This window comes from Duncaniella freteri, assembly GCF_004766125.1.
In the GTDB taxonomy this organism is placed as follows: domain Bacteria; phylum Bacteroidota; class Bacteroidia; order Bacteroidales; family Muribaculaceae; genus Duncaniella; species Duncaniella freteri.
The window spans coordinates 501992-520225 of sequence record NZ_SJSA01000002.1; the positions used below are offsets into that span (position 1 = coordinate 501992).

Annotated in this window: 12 protein-coding genes and 1 pseudogene; 11 read left to right on the forward strand and 2 right to left on the reverse strand. The window is 48.6% G+C overall.

Annotated features, from left to right (window positions below; all coding sequences use genetic code 11):
* Positions 1-2 precede the first annotated feature (2 nt).
* The 9 genes and pseudogenes from EZ315_RS12275 (at position 3) to EZ315_RS12310 (ending at position 13773) form a co-directional block, all read left to right on the forward strand.
* Positions 3-8363 (forward strand): hypothetical protein, encoded by an 8361-nt coding sequence (locus EZ315_RS12275; protein WP_135472328.1) that lies wholly within the window; start codon positions 3-5, stop codon positions 8361-8363.
* 746 nt (positions 8364-9109) lie between these two features.
* Positions 9110-10543, forward strand: coding sequence for an RNA-dependent RNA polymerase family protein (locus EZ315_RS12280; protein WP_135472329.1), 1434 nt, complete (start codon positions 9110-9112; stop codon positions 10541-10543).
* A 71-nt stretch (positions 10544-10614) separates the two neighbouring features.
* Positions 10615-11121 carry a hypothetical protein gene (locus EZ315_RS12285; protein WP_135472330.1) on the forward strand — a complete coding sequence of 169 codons (507 nt, stop codon included), beginning with the start codon at positions 10615-10617 and terminating at the stop codon, positions 11119-11121.
* A complete protein-coding gene (locus EZ315_RS12290) occupies positions 11118-11582 on the forward strand; it encodes a hypothetical protein (protein ID WP_124076641.1) in 465 nt (154 codons plus the stop codon). Before EZ315_RS12285 ends, EZ315_RS12290 begins: the two co-directional genes overlap by 4 nt.
* 171 nt (positions 11583-11753) lie before the next feature.
* Complete coding sequence (locus tag EZ315_RS12295; protein ID WP_135472331.1) at positions 11754-12017, forward strand: hypothetical protein; 264 nt, start codon at positions 11754-11756, stop codon at positions 12015-12017.
* Between the two features lie 11 nt (positions 12018-12028).
* On the forward strand, positions 12029-12505 hold the full coding sequence (locus EZ315_RS12300) for a phage holin family protein (protein ID WP_135472332.1): 477 nt from the start codon (positions 12029-12031) through the stop codon (positions 12503-12505).
* 1 nt (position 12506) lies between these two features.
* Positions 12507-12689: pseudogene (locus EZ315_RS16395) on the forward strand (peptidoglycan-binding domain-containing protein); the annotation flags it as partial.
* A gap of 36 nt (positions 12690-12725) precedes the next feature.
* Positions 12726-13235, forward strand: a complete 510-nt coding sequence (locus EZ315_RS12305) for an N-acetylmuramoyl-L-alanine amidase (RefSeq protein ID WP_168182182.1) — start codon at positions 12726-12728, stop codon at positions 13233-13235.
* Positions 13236-13239: 4 nt separating this feature from the next.
* The gene (locus EZ315_RS12310) at positions 13240-13773 is read left to right on the forward strand and encodes a YajG family lipoprotein (protein WP_135472334.1); all 534 of its coding nucleotides are present in this window, start codon (positions 13240-13242) and stop codon (positions 13771-13773) included.
* Positions 13774-13930: 157 nt separating this feature from the next.
* Here EZ315_RS12310 and EZ315_RS12315 read toward each other — a convergent pair whose 3' ends face one another.
* Both EZ315_RS12315 and EZ315_RS12320 read right to left on the reverse strand, forming a co-directional pair.
* On the reverse strand, positions 13931-14197 hold the full coding sequence (locus EZ315_RS12315) for a DNA-directed RNA polymerase subunit alpha C-terminal domain-containing protein (RefSeq protein WP_135472335.1): 267 nt from the start codon (positions 14195-14197) through the stop codon (positions 13931-13933).
* A gap of 115 nt (positions 14198-14312) precedes the next feature.
* A complete protein-coding gene (locus EZ315_RS12320; protein WP_135472336.1) occupies positions 14313-15488 on the reverse strand; it encodes a phage integrase SAM-like domain-containing protein in 1176 nt (391 codons plus the stop codon).
* Positions 15489-15739: 251 nt separating this feature from the next.
* Between EZ315_RS12320 and EZ315_RS12325 the strand changes: the two genes are divergently transcribed.
* Positions 15740-16135, forward strand: a complete 396-nt coding sequence (locus tag EZ315_RS12325) for a hypothetical protein (protein ID WP_135472337.1) — start codon at positions 15740-15742, stop codon at positions 16133-16135.
* Complete coding sequence (locus tag EZ315_RS12330; protein WP_135472338.1) at positions 16136-18199, forward strand: DNA topoisomerase 3; 2064 nt, start codon at positions 16136-16138, stop codon at positions 18197-18199.
* The last annotated feature ends 35 nt before the right edge of the window (positions 18200-18234 follow it).

Below are 18234 nucleotides of genomic sequence, written 5' to 3' on the forward strand. Positions count from 1 at the left end.
GTATGGCAATCACTCCAGACGAACAGCAGAGCATCGTCAGTGCCGTGCTTTCATCAATCCGTACCAACTCACGGACTATCGACCAGCTCACGCCCGTAACCTCGTTGAGCGAAACCGATAGTTTTGAGATAAACGGAGGAAAGAGAGTAACGTACAAGGTGCTCCGGGATTTGATAGCGTCTTTATCCTCATCGGAACAAGACTCTCTCAAAACCCTCATCAACAAGTGTGAGTTGAAATCGGTATCTATAACAGTTGCCGAAAGTACCGCCACACTCTCTATCTCGTCGGTAGGCAAGGCCATCACGACATCGATCCCGATTGCGACCACAAGCAAAGCAGGATTGATGACTGCCGCCGACAAAGTAAAGTTACAGAGCGCATACGACACCGCCCAGGCAGCCAAAGATACGGCCAATACCGCCAAATCTAAGGCCGAGTCCGCTCAGTCAAGCGTTACGGCACTATCCGATAAGATTGGTGCCCCTAATGGTATTGCTCCACTTGATGCCAATGCAAAGGTGCCTGCCGCCAACCTTCCCGGCTTCGTAGATGATGTCGTAGAGTTTAACGCTATGGTAAGTGGCGTTACTTCGCAAATGGCATCTTCAATCCATAAATCGACCGACGCAGGTTGCATGGTAGTGTATGACACCGACAACGACGTATTCCTTCTCGCAGTGTCGAAAGTTGCTGTTTCAGATAATACTCAATGGGGAATTATCAAACGCCCCATCAAGAATCTGAATGCCGCCACTCCCGCTGTTGAAGGTGGAACCCTCCAACAGCAAATCAATGTGTCGGATTACTGGCAGATTCAAAACGGTGGCGCAAGCCTCATTCTCACGCAGTTCACATACTACAACAACTGGCTCGACGCTGATGCCTATGGAACAGGCACAGCCGCAGGTCGTGTGCCCGAAGGAGGCAAGATTTACACCTGCACCTCGGACAACAAGACCTTCCGTTGGAGCGGTTCTGAACTCGTAACCATTGGCTCTGACCTTGCACTTGGACACACTGCAAGCACCGCTTTTCCCGGTGATGAGGGCGCACAGCTTCAAGAAGATTTAAAGGACACCCGTGATGAAGTTCAAAATGAGTCCATGCGTGTCAATAATATCGGTATATTACCCTTTGACGGATTCTATGAGGACAACCCTGACCAAAGCACCGGCGTTTGGTATCGCCGTTATCCTGCCAATGAGGGAGGCACCTGCTGTATGTGGTCAAACAAATTTCCAGAAGGGTATCATCCTACCGACTACAACACCACTTTCCACGGGTTCCAAAAAATCCGTGAAGATAGAATTTTCCGTCTTGCAAACGACCTCTACCGCTTTGATGGAGAGAATCTCGTTAAGGTCGGGGGCGCATCCGTCGGCAATGTCTATAACCTTACTGCCGAACTGCCGACACCTGACCCGGAAAAAATCTTCTACACCCTCAACGATTCAACCGATAAATACTATGCCCCTGCCGCTGTATTAGCCCAGGGCAAAGCAAAAATCGGTATGGATATAACTTTCGCCATAGCCAAAGGCTCATGGAAAAGCTACAAATATATCGGTCTTACACTTGATGCCAACGATGTTCTTGACAAAGATAATTGGCTCGATCTTGCCGGAATGTCGGCAGGCTCGGAGCCGTTTGTCAACATCAATGCGGTATGTGAGGATAAGGATTACACCCTCTCACTTGCGATTCAGGCTCTGCTCGACCTCAAAGAGACCACAGGCATAGACTATCGTAAGGAGGGTATGGTCATAACCTATCGCCGGAGTTCCAACCCCTTTGTTTGGGAGACCAAGCAATATCAAGGTGCGTTGACCGACCTTACCGCAACCAATGAGGCCCAATGGGTTGACTTCGGCAATGGCGGAGGCGGTAAGGTGGAAACCTCAGACACGCCGGAGAAAGATGGCAAAGACGCACTATCCACCGGCGGGGCCTACGAGATTCAACAAAACCAGTTCGCCGGTCTTGAAATGGTTCCCGACCCGACGGATTATATAATCCAGGGTGTGAGCAAAGCTGGCAACCCCATAGGCGACAGCATCAAGATTCCGAAGAGCAACGGGGCCGGAACAGCAAGCGGCAGCACACTTACAATCTACTGCGATCAGGCGGTATGGGGTGCTTTCGGCAGTGAGGTTTCACTTATGGTTGCTATCAAGAGCGTAAGTTACGATGGCGAGGATGAGGTTCTCGGAACAATCCGAACCATCAGTATCATTGACCCCGTGACCAACATTGAACTCTGGAGCGAGGTTAAGAACGAGCGTTCATCAACGAGTGCCGCCGACTTGAAATTCAAGTTTGATTTCACCGACTTCATCACATCAGCATCGAGCCGAGATTTCATCATTCAGGCTACCGATGCCGATGGCAACCGCCGAACCAAGACCATCACCGTTACCGCTGTCGATGTTACCTGCACCTGCATACAGACCCTCAACTATTCAACATCAACCGCACTGGAAGTAGGCGTTAACCGAGACAAGAGTCTGCCGATGTATAAGTTTGAGAACAACGTGTCAACGCGCCTCGGTATTCTCGTTACTACCGAGATGTTCTACAACGGTGAGTGGCGTACACTCGGCACGGCCACTGTTGTTGATTCGTACTCCCACAACATATCCATCAATCCGTGCAATGTATTCGGAGGTGGAGAGCGTCTGGAACACGGTGCATATCCAATCCGTATTCAAGGCAAAGACCTTGCGTCCGGCGTTGTCGGCAATATGGTGTATACCGCCGTGATGTGTGTTGATTCCACCAACGCCACGCCTATTGTCGTAATGCGTTACGATGATCGCACTGAGGGCAAAGTGCGCCTGTACGATTCAATATCTGTCGATGTGGCGGCATATACTCCCGGCAAGACCAATACTCCGGTAGAGGTGATGATTGACGGGCATATTGCGACCACCGTCAATTGTCCCATCGGTCAGCCTTACAATGTGAGCAAGCAGATACAAGGATATGCCACCGACGGCTCAAAGAGCTTTGATGTGTACGCCCGGAGCGGAGCAAGCAAAAGTGAAACTATCACGCTTACCGTTGAGGGGTCTGCTATCGACGCATCTTTGAAAGAGGGTGCGCTGTTCTCGTTTGATTTCTCCACCAGAAGCAACACCGAGACCGACCACAGAATCATTGACAACGGCTATGAGATGACTCTGAACGGCTGTAACTATAACTCCAATGGTTTTGTCAATGTTCTTGGCGAAACGGTATGCCGTATTGCAGAGAATGTAACCGCTGAGATTCCTTATGCACCGTTCTCATCTGCCGCTTTGGAGACTGCCGGAGCCGCAATCCAGTTAGCGTTCTCTACAAAGAGTATCAAGGATAAGAACGCTATGCTCTGTGAGTGCTATGACCCGACAGCCGGTGTGGGTTTCTATATTCGCGGCAATGAGATTGTCCTCAGTGTCCTTAACGGAACACCCAAGCAGCAGCGCGTCGGATTCAAATGTGGTGAGAAGATCACTGTTGCCGTTGTTGTGGAACCCGGCACAAAGTATGTTACCTACAAGGGTATCAACTATTCCTTTGTCAAACTGTATGTCAATGGTGAGGAATGTGCCGCCATCGGTTATCAGCCCGGTACAAGCGCACTCCGCCAAAGCAAGAACATCACGTTCAACTCTGCCAATGGCGATTTCAACCTCAACTACATCATGCCTTATTCAAGTTACATGGAATGGTTGCAGGCGTTCCGTAACTACCTCTGCAAACTGAGTAATGTTACCGCCATGATTGCCGAGTATGACAAAGAGAATGTGCTTGATACCACCGGCAAACCCTCTATGTCGCTCATGGCGGCAAAAGGTATGCCTTACTATGTCATTGTTGCAGATCAGACCACGTTCAACAACTTTGACTATGCCCTCAACGGCGGAACTTCCACCTCTGACCAATTCGCCTGCACGCTTTACTACTACAATCCACAGCACCCGGAATGTAACTTTAAGGCGATAAATGTTCTTTGGCGTCGGCAGGGTACCACCTCGGCACAACGCCCGGAGAAGAATGACCGATTCAACTTCAATAAGAAGAACAAGACCACGGGACTCAAGGCGACTGTAACTCTGCTGAATCCCGATGACAGCACCGAACTCGGCCGTAAGGCGATACTTGCCGCCAAGCATAACAAAGTATTCGTTCACGAGACCGGGCATTTTGTCGATGTTATCACAGTAAAGAAAGACTACTCTGACAGCTCGATGGCGAATGACTGTGGCGTTTGCGACCTCATGAACGCCACGTTCCGCTCCCTCGGCTCATCTTACCTCACGCCGGCGCAACGCGCCTTTGACGGTACCCAAGACCTCGGAGACGGTGATATACTCACGGGTATTCAGATGGATCACTCCACAAAGAATCACCCCATCGCTTATTTCCGTGCAACGACAGACACCTTGCAGGATGCTTGGTTTCAGGCTCGTGGTAATTGGAAAGAGGATAAGGGCGAGCAGGTGGCTCTTGGATTCAAGGACACACCCGGCTACAACCTCGGATGTCTTAACTACGGTGATTTTGTGGAGTATTTCGGTACACCCGATGAGACTCTTGCCCAGACAGAGGCGCGATTCAAGGCAGACCCCGAAACCAATACTGAAAAGGCACACGGAAACGTGTATCTCATATCTCAGTATTGCGGTCGAGATTATGCAATATATCGCTACAAGAACGGAGCATGGACTCGTTCAACCGGCTCAATGAAGCAAGTAAACGGGAAATGGGTCGTTACTGGAGATGTTCTTAACCCCGTGACGGGTTATGAACTGTTGCAGTATGCCGGAATGGACTGGTGGCAGGGTGTAAACACTGTCGAGGATATGATGAAACCGACTACGCAGAAATCCTCATGGGTGAACAAACTCGGACTCGCTGCCACTGAATACCCGGCTTGGACATACTACTTTGAGTGTATGGTCGATGATGATCAGCTTCAGGAAGACCTGGCACTCGGCAAAAAGGTTCCTTACGACCTGTTCAATATGCTCAGGTTCTTTGATTCATGCGACTATTCTAAAGTAACGGGATGGGAGAAGATATGGAAGGAGAACGCCTATCGCTATATGTCGCTGGAGTCGGCTATGGCATACACCGCGTTCACCGACTATCTCGCCGCCGTCGATCAGCGTGCAAAGAATATGCAGCCTATGTTCTTCCTTGAAGATGGGTGTTCTGTTGAGAATGGCGTTTACTCCGGCTACCGCAACATGGAGCCAACCCGAATGTATCTCAATAAAGTGTATGACTGCGATACTTGCAACGGAGCAGACAACGACGGTGGACGCGATATTGATGCGGAGGTTGACCCCAACAAGATGACTGATGAGGCTACCGGATACACTAACCCCTACATGGGTTATGGCTCCGTGCTGTTCAACAATATCGACCGTCAGCAAGAGTGCTGGAATAGCAACGATCTCGGAGTAACGACAATCTCCTTAAAGAGCGTTGTGAACCGAATGCGCAATCAGACAGCCGAGATTGGCGGAAAGACAATGGCTCCATTCTCACCGGATGGCGCAATGTATTTCTTTGTAGAGAGCCGTCTGATGTTCTGGCCCAAGACCATAGCGACCTATGATTGCGAATCAAAGTATATTGACAAGACACACTTTGCCAATATGCCATACTTCTATGCCCTGCATGGTCTCGGCTTGACATCGCTACCCCGATTCATCGAGCAGCGTTGGGCAATCCGCGACGGTTACTATCAGACCGGCGATTTCTTCACCAATCCCCTCAGCGGTCGTGTGTCGGCAATTTCCTCTAAATCCAAAATCTATATCACGGCAGCCGCTACGGGCTACTTCGGTATAGGTAATGATGCGAGCGGTCAGTTGTCTGAAACCGTCTATCTCGAGGCGGGTCAGAGCCATGCTTTTACTGATTTTGCACACGATTCGGGTGCGCTGCTCTACATCTACAATCCCGGGCGAATGAGTCGCATTGACCTGTCAGAGATGTCGCTTGCGTTCCACTTTGACGATTTGAGCAAGCTGGAACTTGCCGAAGAGATTATCCTTGGCGGTAACAAACACTCGGCAAATACCTCGCTTAACGGCTTTAACCCCCTCGGTTCAATAGTTCTTGGCGATTTGCCGTTCTTGCGTGTGCTTGATGTCAGCCTCACAACGGCTACGAGTATCGACGCAAGCGGATGCCCTCGTGTTGAAAGCATCATCGCCAACAATACGGAGCTGACAACGTGTAACCTTGCACAGACTTCCCCGATTGAGACGCTGACACTCCCGGCTACAATGACATCGCTTGAACTCGTCAACCTGCCTAACCTCTCTTTCCCCGGCGGTCTTACCATTGAAAGTGTCGGCAGTATCACGCGCCTTTGGGTTGAGGGTAGCAAGTATATCGACACCGAGACACTTCTGCTTGATGTGGCCCGCGCCGGTGCCATCCGAGAGGTACGAATACCCGATGTGAACGTAACGGCATCCGTTACCGTTCTGCGACTGCTCCGCAATTCCGGTGCCATAGGTCTTGATGCCTCCGGCGCCGCCTATGAGGAAAGCAATCAGTGTTCAGGTGTGATCGGCCGATGGATTCTTACAGAACTCATCAAGGAAGAGGATAGCGACGGTCTCGCCGGACTCAATAGCCTCAACCGCTACTTCCCCGAATTGGAGGTTATCAACTCACAGTATTCTCATATCTGCTTTTCAGATTTTGAGAACGACACCGAGAATATAACCAACATGGATGACAGCACGGGCTACAAGTTCGGCAATGCTTACACCGTTCCCGGCCACTGGGCGAAAATCGAAGAACTGAGCCACGCCTACAAAGCCACGTTCAACTCCCGTGATGGCAAAATGCACCTCCGCCAAATCAGCGATGCCGATTATGGCAAGATGAAAGACGGCACGGATTATGACCCGGCCGACCTTGCAGGTGAGGGTTTCGACATCATGAAAGACATTTACCCCCATTGGCGTAAGGGTGTCAACGACTTCAAGACTCAGGAGAAGCACACCTTCATCAGCTCATGTCCGAATGAACCCATCTCAACCGCAACAAGGGTGAACCGCAAGCATCTTGCCGATATTATGGTAAAATCTCTTGCCGCAATCTTCACCGACAATGTTGTTGCCGGCGGAGATTATGAGATTACCGACAACCCCAACATGAATGTCTACGAACTTGATGTTGCGGGTATGAAACAAGTCCGCTGGCCCGGAGTCAACAACGCCATGATTGGTGCCGTGTTTGTCGGAGAAGATGGAAAGGTTATCAAGAAGTTCAACATGAGCGTCGGTGCCGCACTGTTCGACTTTGTGAACGGCGAGTATGTCTATACGGATGTTCCTAACGGAGCGGTCAAAATCGTGTTTACATCACCTGTCGGATTTGACAATCTGGAGGCGATAGCCGTTGACAGCTCGGCAGTCGAGGCGATAGAACCCGATTGGGTGTATATCGGTGGCTCCCTTGACAACCCTGCCATCCGTGAACTCGTAGGCGTGTATGGTATGACACTTGACTCTCTTATGCGCGCCCGCTCAATCAGCGGTGCCGTTACCAAGCGAGGCGAGAACAACAATACCATCAATCCCGATTGGCAGTATGATAACGATGGTAATCTTACCAACGCCACGGTACCCTCATCAACTATGACGGGTTCCGCCGCCAACCTCATCAATCTGTGTCGTATGCGCGGCCCCGGTTTTTACAGCATCGACTACGAGATGAGAATTGACATTGATAACCTTGTTCTCGGCATCATAGGTGATCGCGATGTTCAGGCAGTGTGCGGTTATGGTTGCGGTTCCGGATATTCCACCGGTGCCAACGGCATGAACGCCTACGGCAACGTGACCAGACGCTGGAATGGCGGTAACACAGGCAATATCATCTTCGGCATTCAGAACTATGTCGGCTGTAACTCCGAGTGGCAGGACAATGTAGCGGTCAATGTGCCGAGCTTTGTAGAAATGCGCCGCCAGCGATATGCAGAGGTTGCAGCGTTCCCGATTGACGCCAAGTGGCATATCTATAATCCGCTCACTAAGACGGAGCGTGTCGTGCAGGGTATCACGGATACCAACGGAATGTGTGTCGCCCGTGTCAAACATGGCCGCTATTGCGACATGATAGCCTCTCGCTGTACCACTGACACAAGCAAATACAACGAGAACTATTCCGACGGCCATTGGTACACAGCCGGGCGAAGCCGTGTCCCTCTGCGGTCGGGCTACAGCGCGTATGCGCATGGCGGTCTCGCGGACTCGGCTGCGAATAACGCCGGGACGTACTCGGGCGTGAGCTGCGGCGTGCGGCTGGCCTTCAGAGGCGAGTGCGTGTTCGACGACGAGGCAGCGTAAAACGCAGAGCGCGTTTTGCGAAAAAACGACAGAGGGAGAGCCGACCAACGGGAGGCTGCTCCCTCTCTCTTTATCCCGCCTCTGGCGGGTCGATAAATTTTGATTTTTCTAATTGACCGATTTTTAGTAATTTTGTACCCAAAAGGTAGATAACCTCAATGCCGTGTCCCTCTGCGGTCGAGCGACAACGCGAATGCGGGTGGCGGTCTCGCGTACTCGGTTGCGAATTACGCCGGGACGGTCTCGGTCACGAGCTGCGGCGTGCGGCTGGCCTTCAGAGGCGAGTGCGTGTTCGACGACGAGGCAGCGTAAAACGCAGAGCGCGTTTTGCGAAAAAACGACAGAGGGAGAGCCGACCAACGGGAGGCTGCTCCCTCTCTCTTTATCCCGCCTCTGGCGGGTCGATAAATTTTGATTTTTCTAATTGACCGATTTTTAGTAATTTTGTACCCAAAAGGTAGATAACCTCAATGCCGTGTCCCTCTGCGGTCGAGCAACAACGCGAATGCGAATGGCGGTCTCGCGTACTCGAATGCGAATAACGCCGGGACGAACTCGAACACGAACTACGGCGTGCGGCTGACATTAAGGACTATAATCATGGGCGGGTTAACCGCTCTTATTATATAAATCGCCACACTGCAACGTCCACGTGCTGGGCAATGAAAGAGACGAGAGGTTAGAGCCTCGGCAACCCTCGCGCAAGCAGAAAGCCGGAACATAACGAAGAGCCCTGAAGGCGCGTCATGGAGATTCAGTATCCAATTGATAATCTTATCCCAGAGATTGTCAGCGACTCCAATATGTATAGTGGCTATGATTATGTAATCAGCCATTTGGAGAGCAAAGAGCAACGGGCCAAATATGCTCCCGACAAGGAGCCAAAGACGGAGTATGATTTTAATACTCCCGAAGAATACGCCGCATATCTGGAACAACAGATTTATGCGGCGAAAGTGCGTGATGCTATAATCGGCACTCTGAAAAGGCAGATTGCCGATGGCTCTTTTAGGATCACGCTGAAAGATGTAAAGACACTACGGGTTAAGGATGGACCTAAAGAGCGGGAGTGCCAGGCACCTAAAGTCCCAAAGCGTGTCGGATGCCATTGTATAATGGTGGTGGTTGAGAAATACACTTATCCCTCACTGATTCACAATACGGGAGCCTCTATCAAAGGAAGGGGTATGCACTGGATGCACCATATTATTGAGGATGATATTAAGGCGGTGCCGGGACTGTTTACCCACTATTATAAAAATGACATTTCCCATTATTACGACAGTATAAGCCAGGAGCGGATGAAATGCGTAATCCGGCAATACATCAGTGACTCCGTTCTGCTTCCGATTCTTGATAGTTTCATAACGCTGCTCCCCGAAGGACTTTCAAAAGGATTGCGTTCATCGCAGACTTTCGGAAATCTCTTTATTTCGCCGGTCCACCATAAGATGCTCTCTATGGCAGAACGATATTTCATATCAAATGAGGATGGGAGTGTCGAGGTCAGATATCTCTACTACAACTATTGCGATGATACTGCAATCGGGGGCAATGACAAGAAACGGCTCTGGCAGTTGCGGGATGTCTATGTTGAGGAGATGGCAAAACTCGGTTTGACTGTCAAACCTAACGAGGCGGTTAGACCGCTTACGGATGGTCTTGATATGGTTGGTTATGTTCATTATCCGACTCACACCCTGCTCCGTAAGAGAACGAAACAAAATGCGGCCCGGAAGCTGGCTAAGGTTAAATCTCGAAAGCGCCGACAAAAAATCATAGGCTCTTTCAAGGGTATGGCTTGCCATGCTGACTGCAAGCATTTATATTTCAAATTAACACATCATCAAATGCAAAAATTTTCAGAGATGGGAATTTCCTATACTCCCGCAAACGGAAAGGAAATGCTCCCCGGCAATGTCGTAAGACTCGCCGCCCTCCAGAATAAGACCATCGAGGTTCACAAGTTCGTATCCGGGCAGGAAACCGGCTACGGCAAAGACCGATATATCGTATCGTGCCGCGACCCGCAGACGGGAACTTGGATGAAATTCTTCACCTCCTCCGAAGAGATGAAACAGATACTCGAAAAAGTTCGCGACGTTGACGGATTTCCATTTGAGACCATCATCCAAAGCGAGGTATTTGACGGAAACAAAGTAAAATACAAGTTTACCTAAGAATCAGCTTTTCGGTCATTTGGCTCAACCTGCCGTTTTTCGTTGTATATTAGCGCAAAAATCATTTTGCAATGAAAAAGATATACGGCGCCAAAGAGCGGCAAGATGGCTTATACTCTATCGGCCGCAACAAATGGGAGGTGTTCTTCGGGTTCTGGAAAGACAATGAAGAAGATGAAAACGGCTTCAACCTCCGCAAAAAATACACCAAGAAGCCGACAAATGAGGAGATTATCAGCGACATCTTCGATGCTCTGAACAAGATGTGCGATGATAAAATCCTCTCCGGCCATACATTCAAAGGTATGCCCGTGTGGTTGTCTAAGGAGAATCAGAGCAACTACGAGACAGCCCGGAACATTGCCCGTGATACCAACGGGGAATCTCTGCCGGAAACATTCAAGTTTGGCGGCGATTTCGACTTGTACCTCTACGACTTCAAGACATTTGAAGATATTGATGATTTCTATATGGGCTGTTACCGATTCATCAAGCAGTGTCTTGCCGAGTGTTGGGCGTACAAAGCCGAGGCGTTGGCATTATTCCCGGTTGCGAACATAAGCCTGCCGGAGTTATGATAGCCAGTGTCGTTATTTCGGCTGTCTTATTTGCGGCATTGATTATCGGCTATGCGTTGAGGCATAAGCATCCCGAATCATTGAGCGCGATTTATTACGGAATGGCAAACGGGTGGATGTTCCCACTTACTCTCGGAGTTTGTGCCGGGCTCATTATCGCGCCGATGTTTGAGATTACGCCGGAGAGGTTTCAGTTCCTTGTGTTCCTGCTTATGGCAGGTGCCATGTTTGTTGCCGCAAGTCCTAAGTATCGTGATGGTCTTGATGGCCCGGTACATTATACCTCTGCCATAATTATGTGTGCTGCTCTATTGGCATGGGTGATAGCAATGGGATATTTTCCATATTTCGGGATTACCGGAGGGATTGTAGGACTATTCAAGCGGAGGTATCTCGTATATGCCTTTGAGGTCGGGATGCTGGTCAATTTATTCTATGTCTTGATTTTTGAATTAGTGTAATATATTAGTGAGTATGTGCATGAGATGGTGCGAATCGAAAGGTTCGTGCCATCTCGCTTTTTTTGCAAGTCGCTTAAATAGGGCGATTTAAGGTGTTTTGCTTATGTCGGTTTTTCGGCAATTCGTTGAATGAGTGGCTTATTCACTTACTTTTGGGCAAAAATAAGACTTATGAAGATAGCCAACGATAAAATCAAACATTTCTCGGCTTGCGCCGTAGTATCATTCACAGCATCAGCCATAGAGTTTAATGCGGAATATCACAACGCATGGATCGCCGGTTTTATCGCTGGCATGGCTATCGGTGTCGGCAAGGAGTATGGTGATAAATGTGCCATAGGAAACAAATGGGATTGGTCAGACATAGGTGCCGATGCTCTCGGTTCGGTTGTCGGTGCGACACTTGGCTCCCTTTTCACATTACTGAAACATTAAATCTTTAAGACATGAACCATATCTCTGAATTTCTCCGCTGGGTGTTCACGGCTATTGGAGCCATAGTAGCAATACTTGAACCAACATTGCCATATCTCATCATTTGCACCCTTATGATATTCGCCGACTGTTTCACCGCCTGGCAACTATCCAAACGAGCCAGAAAAGCTCATCCCGAAAGAGTGAGCGACGACGGCAAAAAATTCAAATCTCAACATTTCGGCAAGGTCATAATGACGGTGTTGAAAGCATGGGCTCTTATCATCATGGCGTTTCTCATGCAGAAGCACATCACCGATGGTTTGCCTATCGACCTTACCAAAGTGGCAGCCGGAGCGATATGCTTTTGGCAGTTGTGGTCCATCCTTGAGAACGAGTCCAGTTGTAACGGCGCAAAGTGGGCGAAACTTCTTCAGCGCATCGTTGTCGATAAGACCGAGCGGCACTTTGACATAGACCTGTCCGAAATCAAATCTAAAACTGAATAATATGACTACAATCAAGAAAGGTAGCCGGGGCGATGATGTGAAGAAGCTCCAGCAGGCATTGAACAAAGCCTGCAACTGCGGTCTGAGCGAAGATGGTGTTTTCGGTGCAAAAACGGAAACCGCTTTGAAGGACTATCAAAGGAAATATGGACTGACTCCCGATGGGATAGCCGGCCCCAAGACCTGGAGCAAGTTGGGCTATTCAACATCGGAGGTGCCTATGTCCCGTCTCATCGACGAGATTATTCTCCATTGTTCCGCCACCAAAGAGGGCGTGAACTTCACAAGCGACTCGGTCAATGCCGCCCACAAAGCGCGCAAGTTCTCAACCTATGTTGATTCCAAGACCGGGAAGACACTTTACATCGGATATCACTTCTATATCCGTCTTGACGGAACAATAGAGGAGTGCCGCCCCATAAACGTGCGCGGATGCCATGCGGTCAATCATAATGCACGCTCCATCGGCATCTGCTATGCCGGCGGTCTTGACAAAGCGGACACCAACGGCACGAAGATAAAGGACACAAGAACACCGGCCCAGAAAGCAGCAATCCTATCACTCTGCAAGCGACTGATTGCCGAGTATCCGACAATTAAGCGCATCATCGGGCACCGCGATACATCGCCCGACCTCAACGGCAATGGAGTTATTGAGCCGTTTGAGTATATCAAAGGCTGTCCGTGCTTTGACGCTATCCCGGAGTACAAACATCTTTTCAAAGTATGAGCCGATGAAGAACCTTGTTATAATCGTGGTATCACTTGCCTCTCTCATGCTTTCCGGGTGCCACTCATCTAAGCAGATGTTACCCTCAACGCCCGTCATTGTCAACAATACGGATAGCGTCAGGATTGAATATATCGAGACCGTCAGGATTGATACCGTTACCATTGAGGTGCCGGTTCCGATGGAATCAGCAAAGCAGGTAGTGCCGGATAGCACGAGCCACCTTGAAACATCTCTCGCCGAGTCCGACGCTTGGATAAATGAAGATGGTACACTCGGCCACTCGATCAAGAACAAGGAGCAGAAACTGAAAGCCGATGTGCCGGTGCCTGTCAAGGATACAAAGACCAACAACACCGAGGCAACAGTCAGAGAGGTGCCTGTTCCTTATCCCGAGCCGGTGTATATCGAGCGTGATTTCTCAAAATGGGAATCGTTCCGGCTTGATGCGTTCTGGTATCTTGTGGGATTAGTTTTGATTTCTTTAGGCTGGATTCTACGAAAGCCTTTGATTACTGCCATTAGGAAATGCTTATAGCAATTTTGATTATGTGTGAAAAGAGCCACGTTGTGAAACGCGGCTCTTTTGCTATGCGAACTTTTAAGAATGTCGTTAGTAATTGGTAGTGGAGCGTCTTTGATGATGTAAATTGATGATGTGTGACGCTCCGGGCTGTCGAGATGGCAGCCCTTTTTTATTTGGCGAGTGATAGACCGTGATAGGCGAGGAATTTTTCAAGCGTCTCAACTGAGATCCTGCCGAGTTGATTAATTTTTCTCAACCCTTTGGCGGTTTGATTTACCAAATCGCCGAGTGTTCTGATTCCTGCTTTTTCAAGAGGGCAAAGGATGCGTAGGGAGATGTCAAACTCTACAAGGTGAGCTTTCAGCAACCTCTCCATGTGGAGCCTCGGCTCATCGTATTTGTCAAATTCATTGCTTGTGGAGGGAGTGTCAAACATGGCTGATTGAATTGATGGGTTAATAAAAAAGCGGAGGGAACCACCCCTCCGCCAAAGTCAAACCAATAAGACCTTTCAGATGGAAAGAACTTATTGATAATGCAAAGTTAACACTTTATTTCAGATTATCCAACACCTGTCGCACGGCTTTTGTAGCTTTATCAGGCGTTACCGAGATATAGGCGTAAAGAGAGGTGCCGCCTTTGTCAACTCTATGGCCCAGGATATAGTCAATGACACTCTCACTGATGCCGAGGTCAAAGGCGTGCTGGCTGAATGATTTTCGCGCCGAGTAGAATATGAGTTGTTTGATGCCCGTTATCTCTGCCAACTTGGGCATATTGACATCGAAGAAGTAATGACAGTTTGATTTTCTCTGAAACTCCGTTACACGGATGAAACCATCGGTGCCCTTGTGACGGGCAATAATATCCTTAGCCTCGTCTGGAATACGGAACTCTACAAACTTGTTCATCTTTGGGCGATTCTCGGTCTTTGTCCTAACGTAGTGGATTGTGTCGGTCTGCTCATTGAAATTGATGTTGAGCAGATCAATCATGTTGATACCGCCAAGATAGTATGAGAGCATGAAGAGGTCCCGGCATTTCATGATGTTAGGCTTAACGCTCTCTATGTCCCGGATTTTTCTTACCTCATCTACGGAAAGCCAAGATTGGCGAACCTCCATCTTTGGCAACTCATATCCGGCAAAGGGGTCCACTCGGAACTGCACATAGCCACATCGCTTGGCATAGTTTAGCAAGACCATCAGGAACACGAGATAGTTGCGAACAGTAGTGGGTTTCAGCCCGCGTTCACGGAGATACTTGTCGAGTCCCAGGATTGTCCCGTGTGTAATGTTCTCAACAAGCATCTTCTCGCTGAGGTGCCCGCTGATAGTTTTCCAGATGTTCACATAGCCCTTGTATGTTCCCGGCTTGATGTGGGCGTTATCCATATACTCCTCGTAGATCGATAATAGGGTGCGGTGCTTATAATTTCCTGCGTTTTTGATTTGGTAAACGAGTTCCGAGCAGGTCAGACCGTTTGTGTATGCCAAATCATCGATCACGCCTTGATAGCGTTGTAGAAGACCACGGAGTTTGGTATTGAGAATGGCTGCATCCGGTCTTTTGACTATTGAGCCATTCTTAAACTCTTTGAGGGATTCGATTGTGATGTCAGTTACTATGTAGCGAGTTTCTCCATTGTGCGCCACTGAGATTCTGACCTTATGCCGACCACCCTTGAGGACTTTCGCCGGCACAATAACTGCGTTCAAGATTGCCATATTTCGGACAATTTTTAGGAAATGTTTTTAGCTCAAAGGGTCAATTTGACGATTGTCGGCTATTGTCAAAAATGACCCGATTTGAAAAGGGTTACTAACAAATCCTATTGAAGTTCAGTTATTTCAGCCTCTTAGAGCGGATTTTACGGCATATTTACGAAAAATAGGTGTCCGATTATGCAAACAACTTCAATTATTTTGAGTACCTTTGCATTTGTCAGTCAATTTTCTGACATAAAGCGATTTCGACTATGAAGTGTATTTCAATGATAATAGCAGGGGCAATGGCATTGGCTATGCCATTGAACGCCAAGGTAGTAAAGAGGTATGCATCAACTCCGGATGCGACGCTTGCCGTTGTGGTTGACAGCATAGACTTCCGTAATGATCTTACACGGATATACGGAAAATTCACAGGAACACCTCACACGTCCAATCGTGTTGATTCCGCAATACTCAAATCGGGTAAACAGATCTATAATGGAAACGATATCGATGGTGTAGATTTCAAGCGTTATTTTCAATGGGAGGATGACGGATGTATACTTGTTGAGATAGACTTTCCGGCGATGAAACAATTCAAGTTTGCCCACCTCCACCTCGCCACTCCTCGCGGTGAATCAGTTACTAACTTAACACGAAAATAATTGAAACTCTGCATAACGGAGAAACCAAGTGTCGCCAAGGATATAGCTAAGATCCTTGGCGCGAATGTGCGTAACGATGGGTATTATTCAGGTGGAGACTATTGTGTCACCTGGACTTTCGGCCACCTATGTCAGCTAAAAGAACCGCATGACTATACTGACGGATGGAAACGATGGTCGCTTGGGTCATTACCGATGATCCCTGCGAAATTTGGGATAAAACTTATTCCGGAAGCATCCTATGAACGACAGTTTCACGTGATAGAGACCCTTGCCGCTCAGGCTGATGAGATAATCAACTGCGGTGACGCCGGACAGGAGGGAGAACTGATACAGAGATGGGTGATGCAGAAGGCTGGAGTGAAATGTCCGGTGAGCCGTCTGTGGATATCATCTTTGACTGACGATGCTATACGAGAGGGATTCTCCAGACTTGAACCACAACAGAAGTTTGACAATCTGTATTATGCCGGGCTTTCTCGTGCTGTAGGCGACTGGATATTGGGCATGAATGGGACCAGGCTTTATTCCCTTAAGTACTCCTCTCCTGGGAATGTCCTGTCAATAGGCAGGGTGCAGACCCCGACACTTGCATTGATTGTGCAGCGTCATTTCGAGATAGAGAATTTCAAACCGGAAGATTTTTGGGAATTGAAATCATTGTATCGCGATGTGACTTTCAATTCCACAGCCGGCCGTTTCAGTTCTATCGAAGAGGCGGAAGAGGCTCTTGCTGCATTGTGTGGCAAAGAAATGACCATTCAGGATGTACAGCAGAAGCAGGGTCGGGAATCGGCTCCTCGTCTTTTTGACCTGACATCTTTACAGGTTGAGACCAATAAGAAATGGGGCTGGACTGCCGATCAGACACTCCGGCTCATACAAAGCCTGTATGAAAAGAAGGTGACAACTTATCCGCGCGTCGATACTACATATCTTAGCGAGGATATATATCCTAAGGTGCCAGGCATTCTTTCGCAGATGACTCCTTATGCCACACTTACTTCTTCGCTGCTCCAAGGGAAGATTGCAAAAAACAAAAAGGTCTTTGATAATTCAAAAGTTACAGACCATCATGCGATTATCCCTACGGGGCAATCACCATCTGTTTTGGTTGGTGACGAGAGAAAATTATATCATCTGATAGCTCTCAGATTTATTGCAGTGTTTTATCCGGACTGCCAGTTCATGACAACTACTGTTATGGGCTCGGTAGAATCTCAGGGATTCAAGGCCACAGGCAAAGTGATAACTTCTCCGGGATGGAGAGCCGTATATGAAGGTTCTAAAGATGAAAAGGATGAGGCAAATGACGGTGATGACAAGCTGCTTCCCGAATTCACAATAGGGGAGTCTGGTCCACAGGAACCGTCGCTACAGAAAAAGACTACCCAGCCGCCGAAATATTATACGGAAGGAACACTTCTGCGAGCTATGGAATCGGCAGGAAAGACAGTTGATGATGAGGAGTTGCGTGATGCCATGAAAGAGAACGGAATAGGACGTCCGTCAACACGCGCAGCAATCATCGAGACCTTGTTCAAGCGCAGATATATCAGCCGAACCCGCAAATCGATAATGGCAACACAGGCAGGTATAGATCTTATAAATACGATTAAGGAAGAACTGCTAAAGAGTGCCAAACTTACAGGCATATGGGAGAATAAGCTCCGTCGGATCGAGCGGGGGGATTACTCCGCACCTCAGTTTATTGAAGAACTTAAGACCTTGATGAATGAGATTGTGATAAATGTGCTGAGCGACAATTCCAACAGTAAGATAAATACCGGAGTGGCTGACTCTCAAAACGGAAAAGCTTCCGGAGGTGCATCATCAGTTGGGAATGCTCCTAAACCCACCAAGCCTCGCGCACCTCGCGTTACAAAATTCGAACAGGTGGAATGTCCTATGTGTCATCATGGGCATATTATAAAAGGGCATACAGCATTCGGTTGCAGCAGATTCCGGGAAGGATGCGCTCTTCGTCTTAACTTCTCAGACTATCCCGATACTCTCACTCCTTCCAAACTAAAGAAGATCATTTCAAAAAAATCAAGTCGGTAACCATACTGTCTACCGCGAAAAATAAAGGACAACAC

What these genes read in the sequence shown, in the direction of transcription:
- EZ315_RS12320 (WP_135472336.1), bottom strand. Translation starts at nt 15,488, where the DNA reads ATGGCAATCTTGAACGCAGTTATTGTGCCGGCGAAAGTCCTCAAGGGT.
- EZ315_RS12285 (WP_135472330.1), top strand. Translation starts at nt 10,615, where the DNA reads ATGAAAAAGATATACGGCGCCAAAGAGCGGCAAGATGGCTTATACTCT.
- EZ315_RS12300 (WP_135472332.1), top strand. Translation starts at nt 12,029, where the DNA reads ATGAACCATATCTCTGAATTTCTCCGCTGGGTGTTCACGGCTATTGGA.
- EZ315_RS12295 (WP_135472331.1), top strand. Translation starts at nt 11,754, where the DNA reads ATGAAGATAGCCAACGATAAAATCAAACATTTCTCGGCTTGCGCCGTA.
- EZ315_RS12275 (WP_135472328.1), top strand. Translation starts at nt 3, where the DNA reads ATGGCAATCACTCCAGACGAACAGCAGAGCATCGTCAGTGCCGTGCTT.
- EZ315_RS12315 (WP_135472335.1), bottom strand. Translation starts at nt 14,197, where the DNA reads ATGTTTGACACTCCCTCCACAAGCAATGAATTTGACAAATACGATGAG.
- EZ315_RS12310 (WP_135472334.1), top strand. Translation starts at nt 13,240, where the DNA reads ATGAAGAACCTTGTTATAATCGTGGTATCACTTGCCTCTCTCATGCTT.
- EZ315_RS12325 (WP_135472337.1), top strand. Translation starts at nt 15,740, where the DNA reads ATGAAGTGTATTTCAATGATAATAGCAGGGGCAATGGCATTGGCTATG.
- EZ315_RS12280 (WP_135472329.1), top strand. Translation starts at nt 9,110, where the DNA reads ATGGAGATTCAGTATCCAATTGATAATCTTATCCCAGAGATTGTCAGC.
- EZ315_RS12290 (WP_124076641.1), top strand. Translation starts at nt 11,118, where the DNA reads ATGATAGCCAGTGTCGTTATTTCGGCTGTCTTATTTGCGGCATTGATT.
- EZ315_RS12305 (WP_168182182.1), top strand. Translation starts at nt 12,726, where the DNA reads ATGTCCCGTCTCATCGACGAGATTATTCTCCATTGTTCCGCCACCAAA.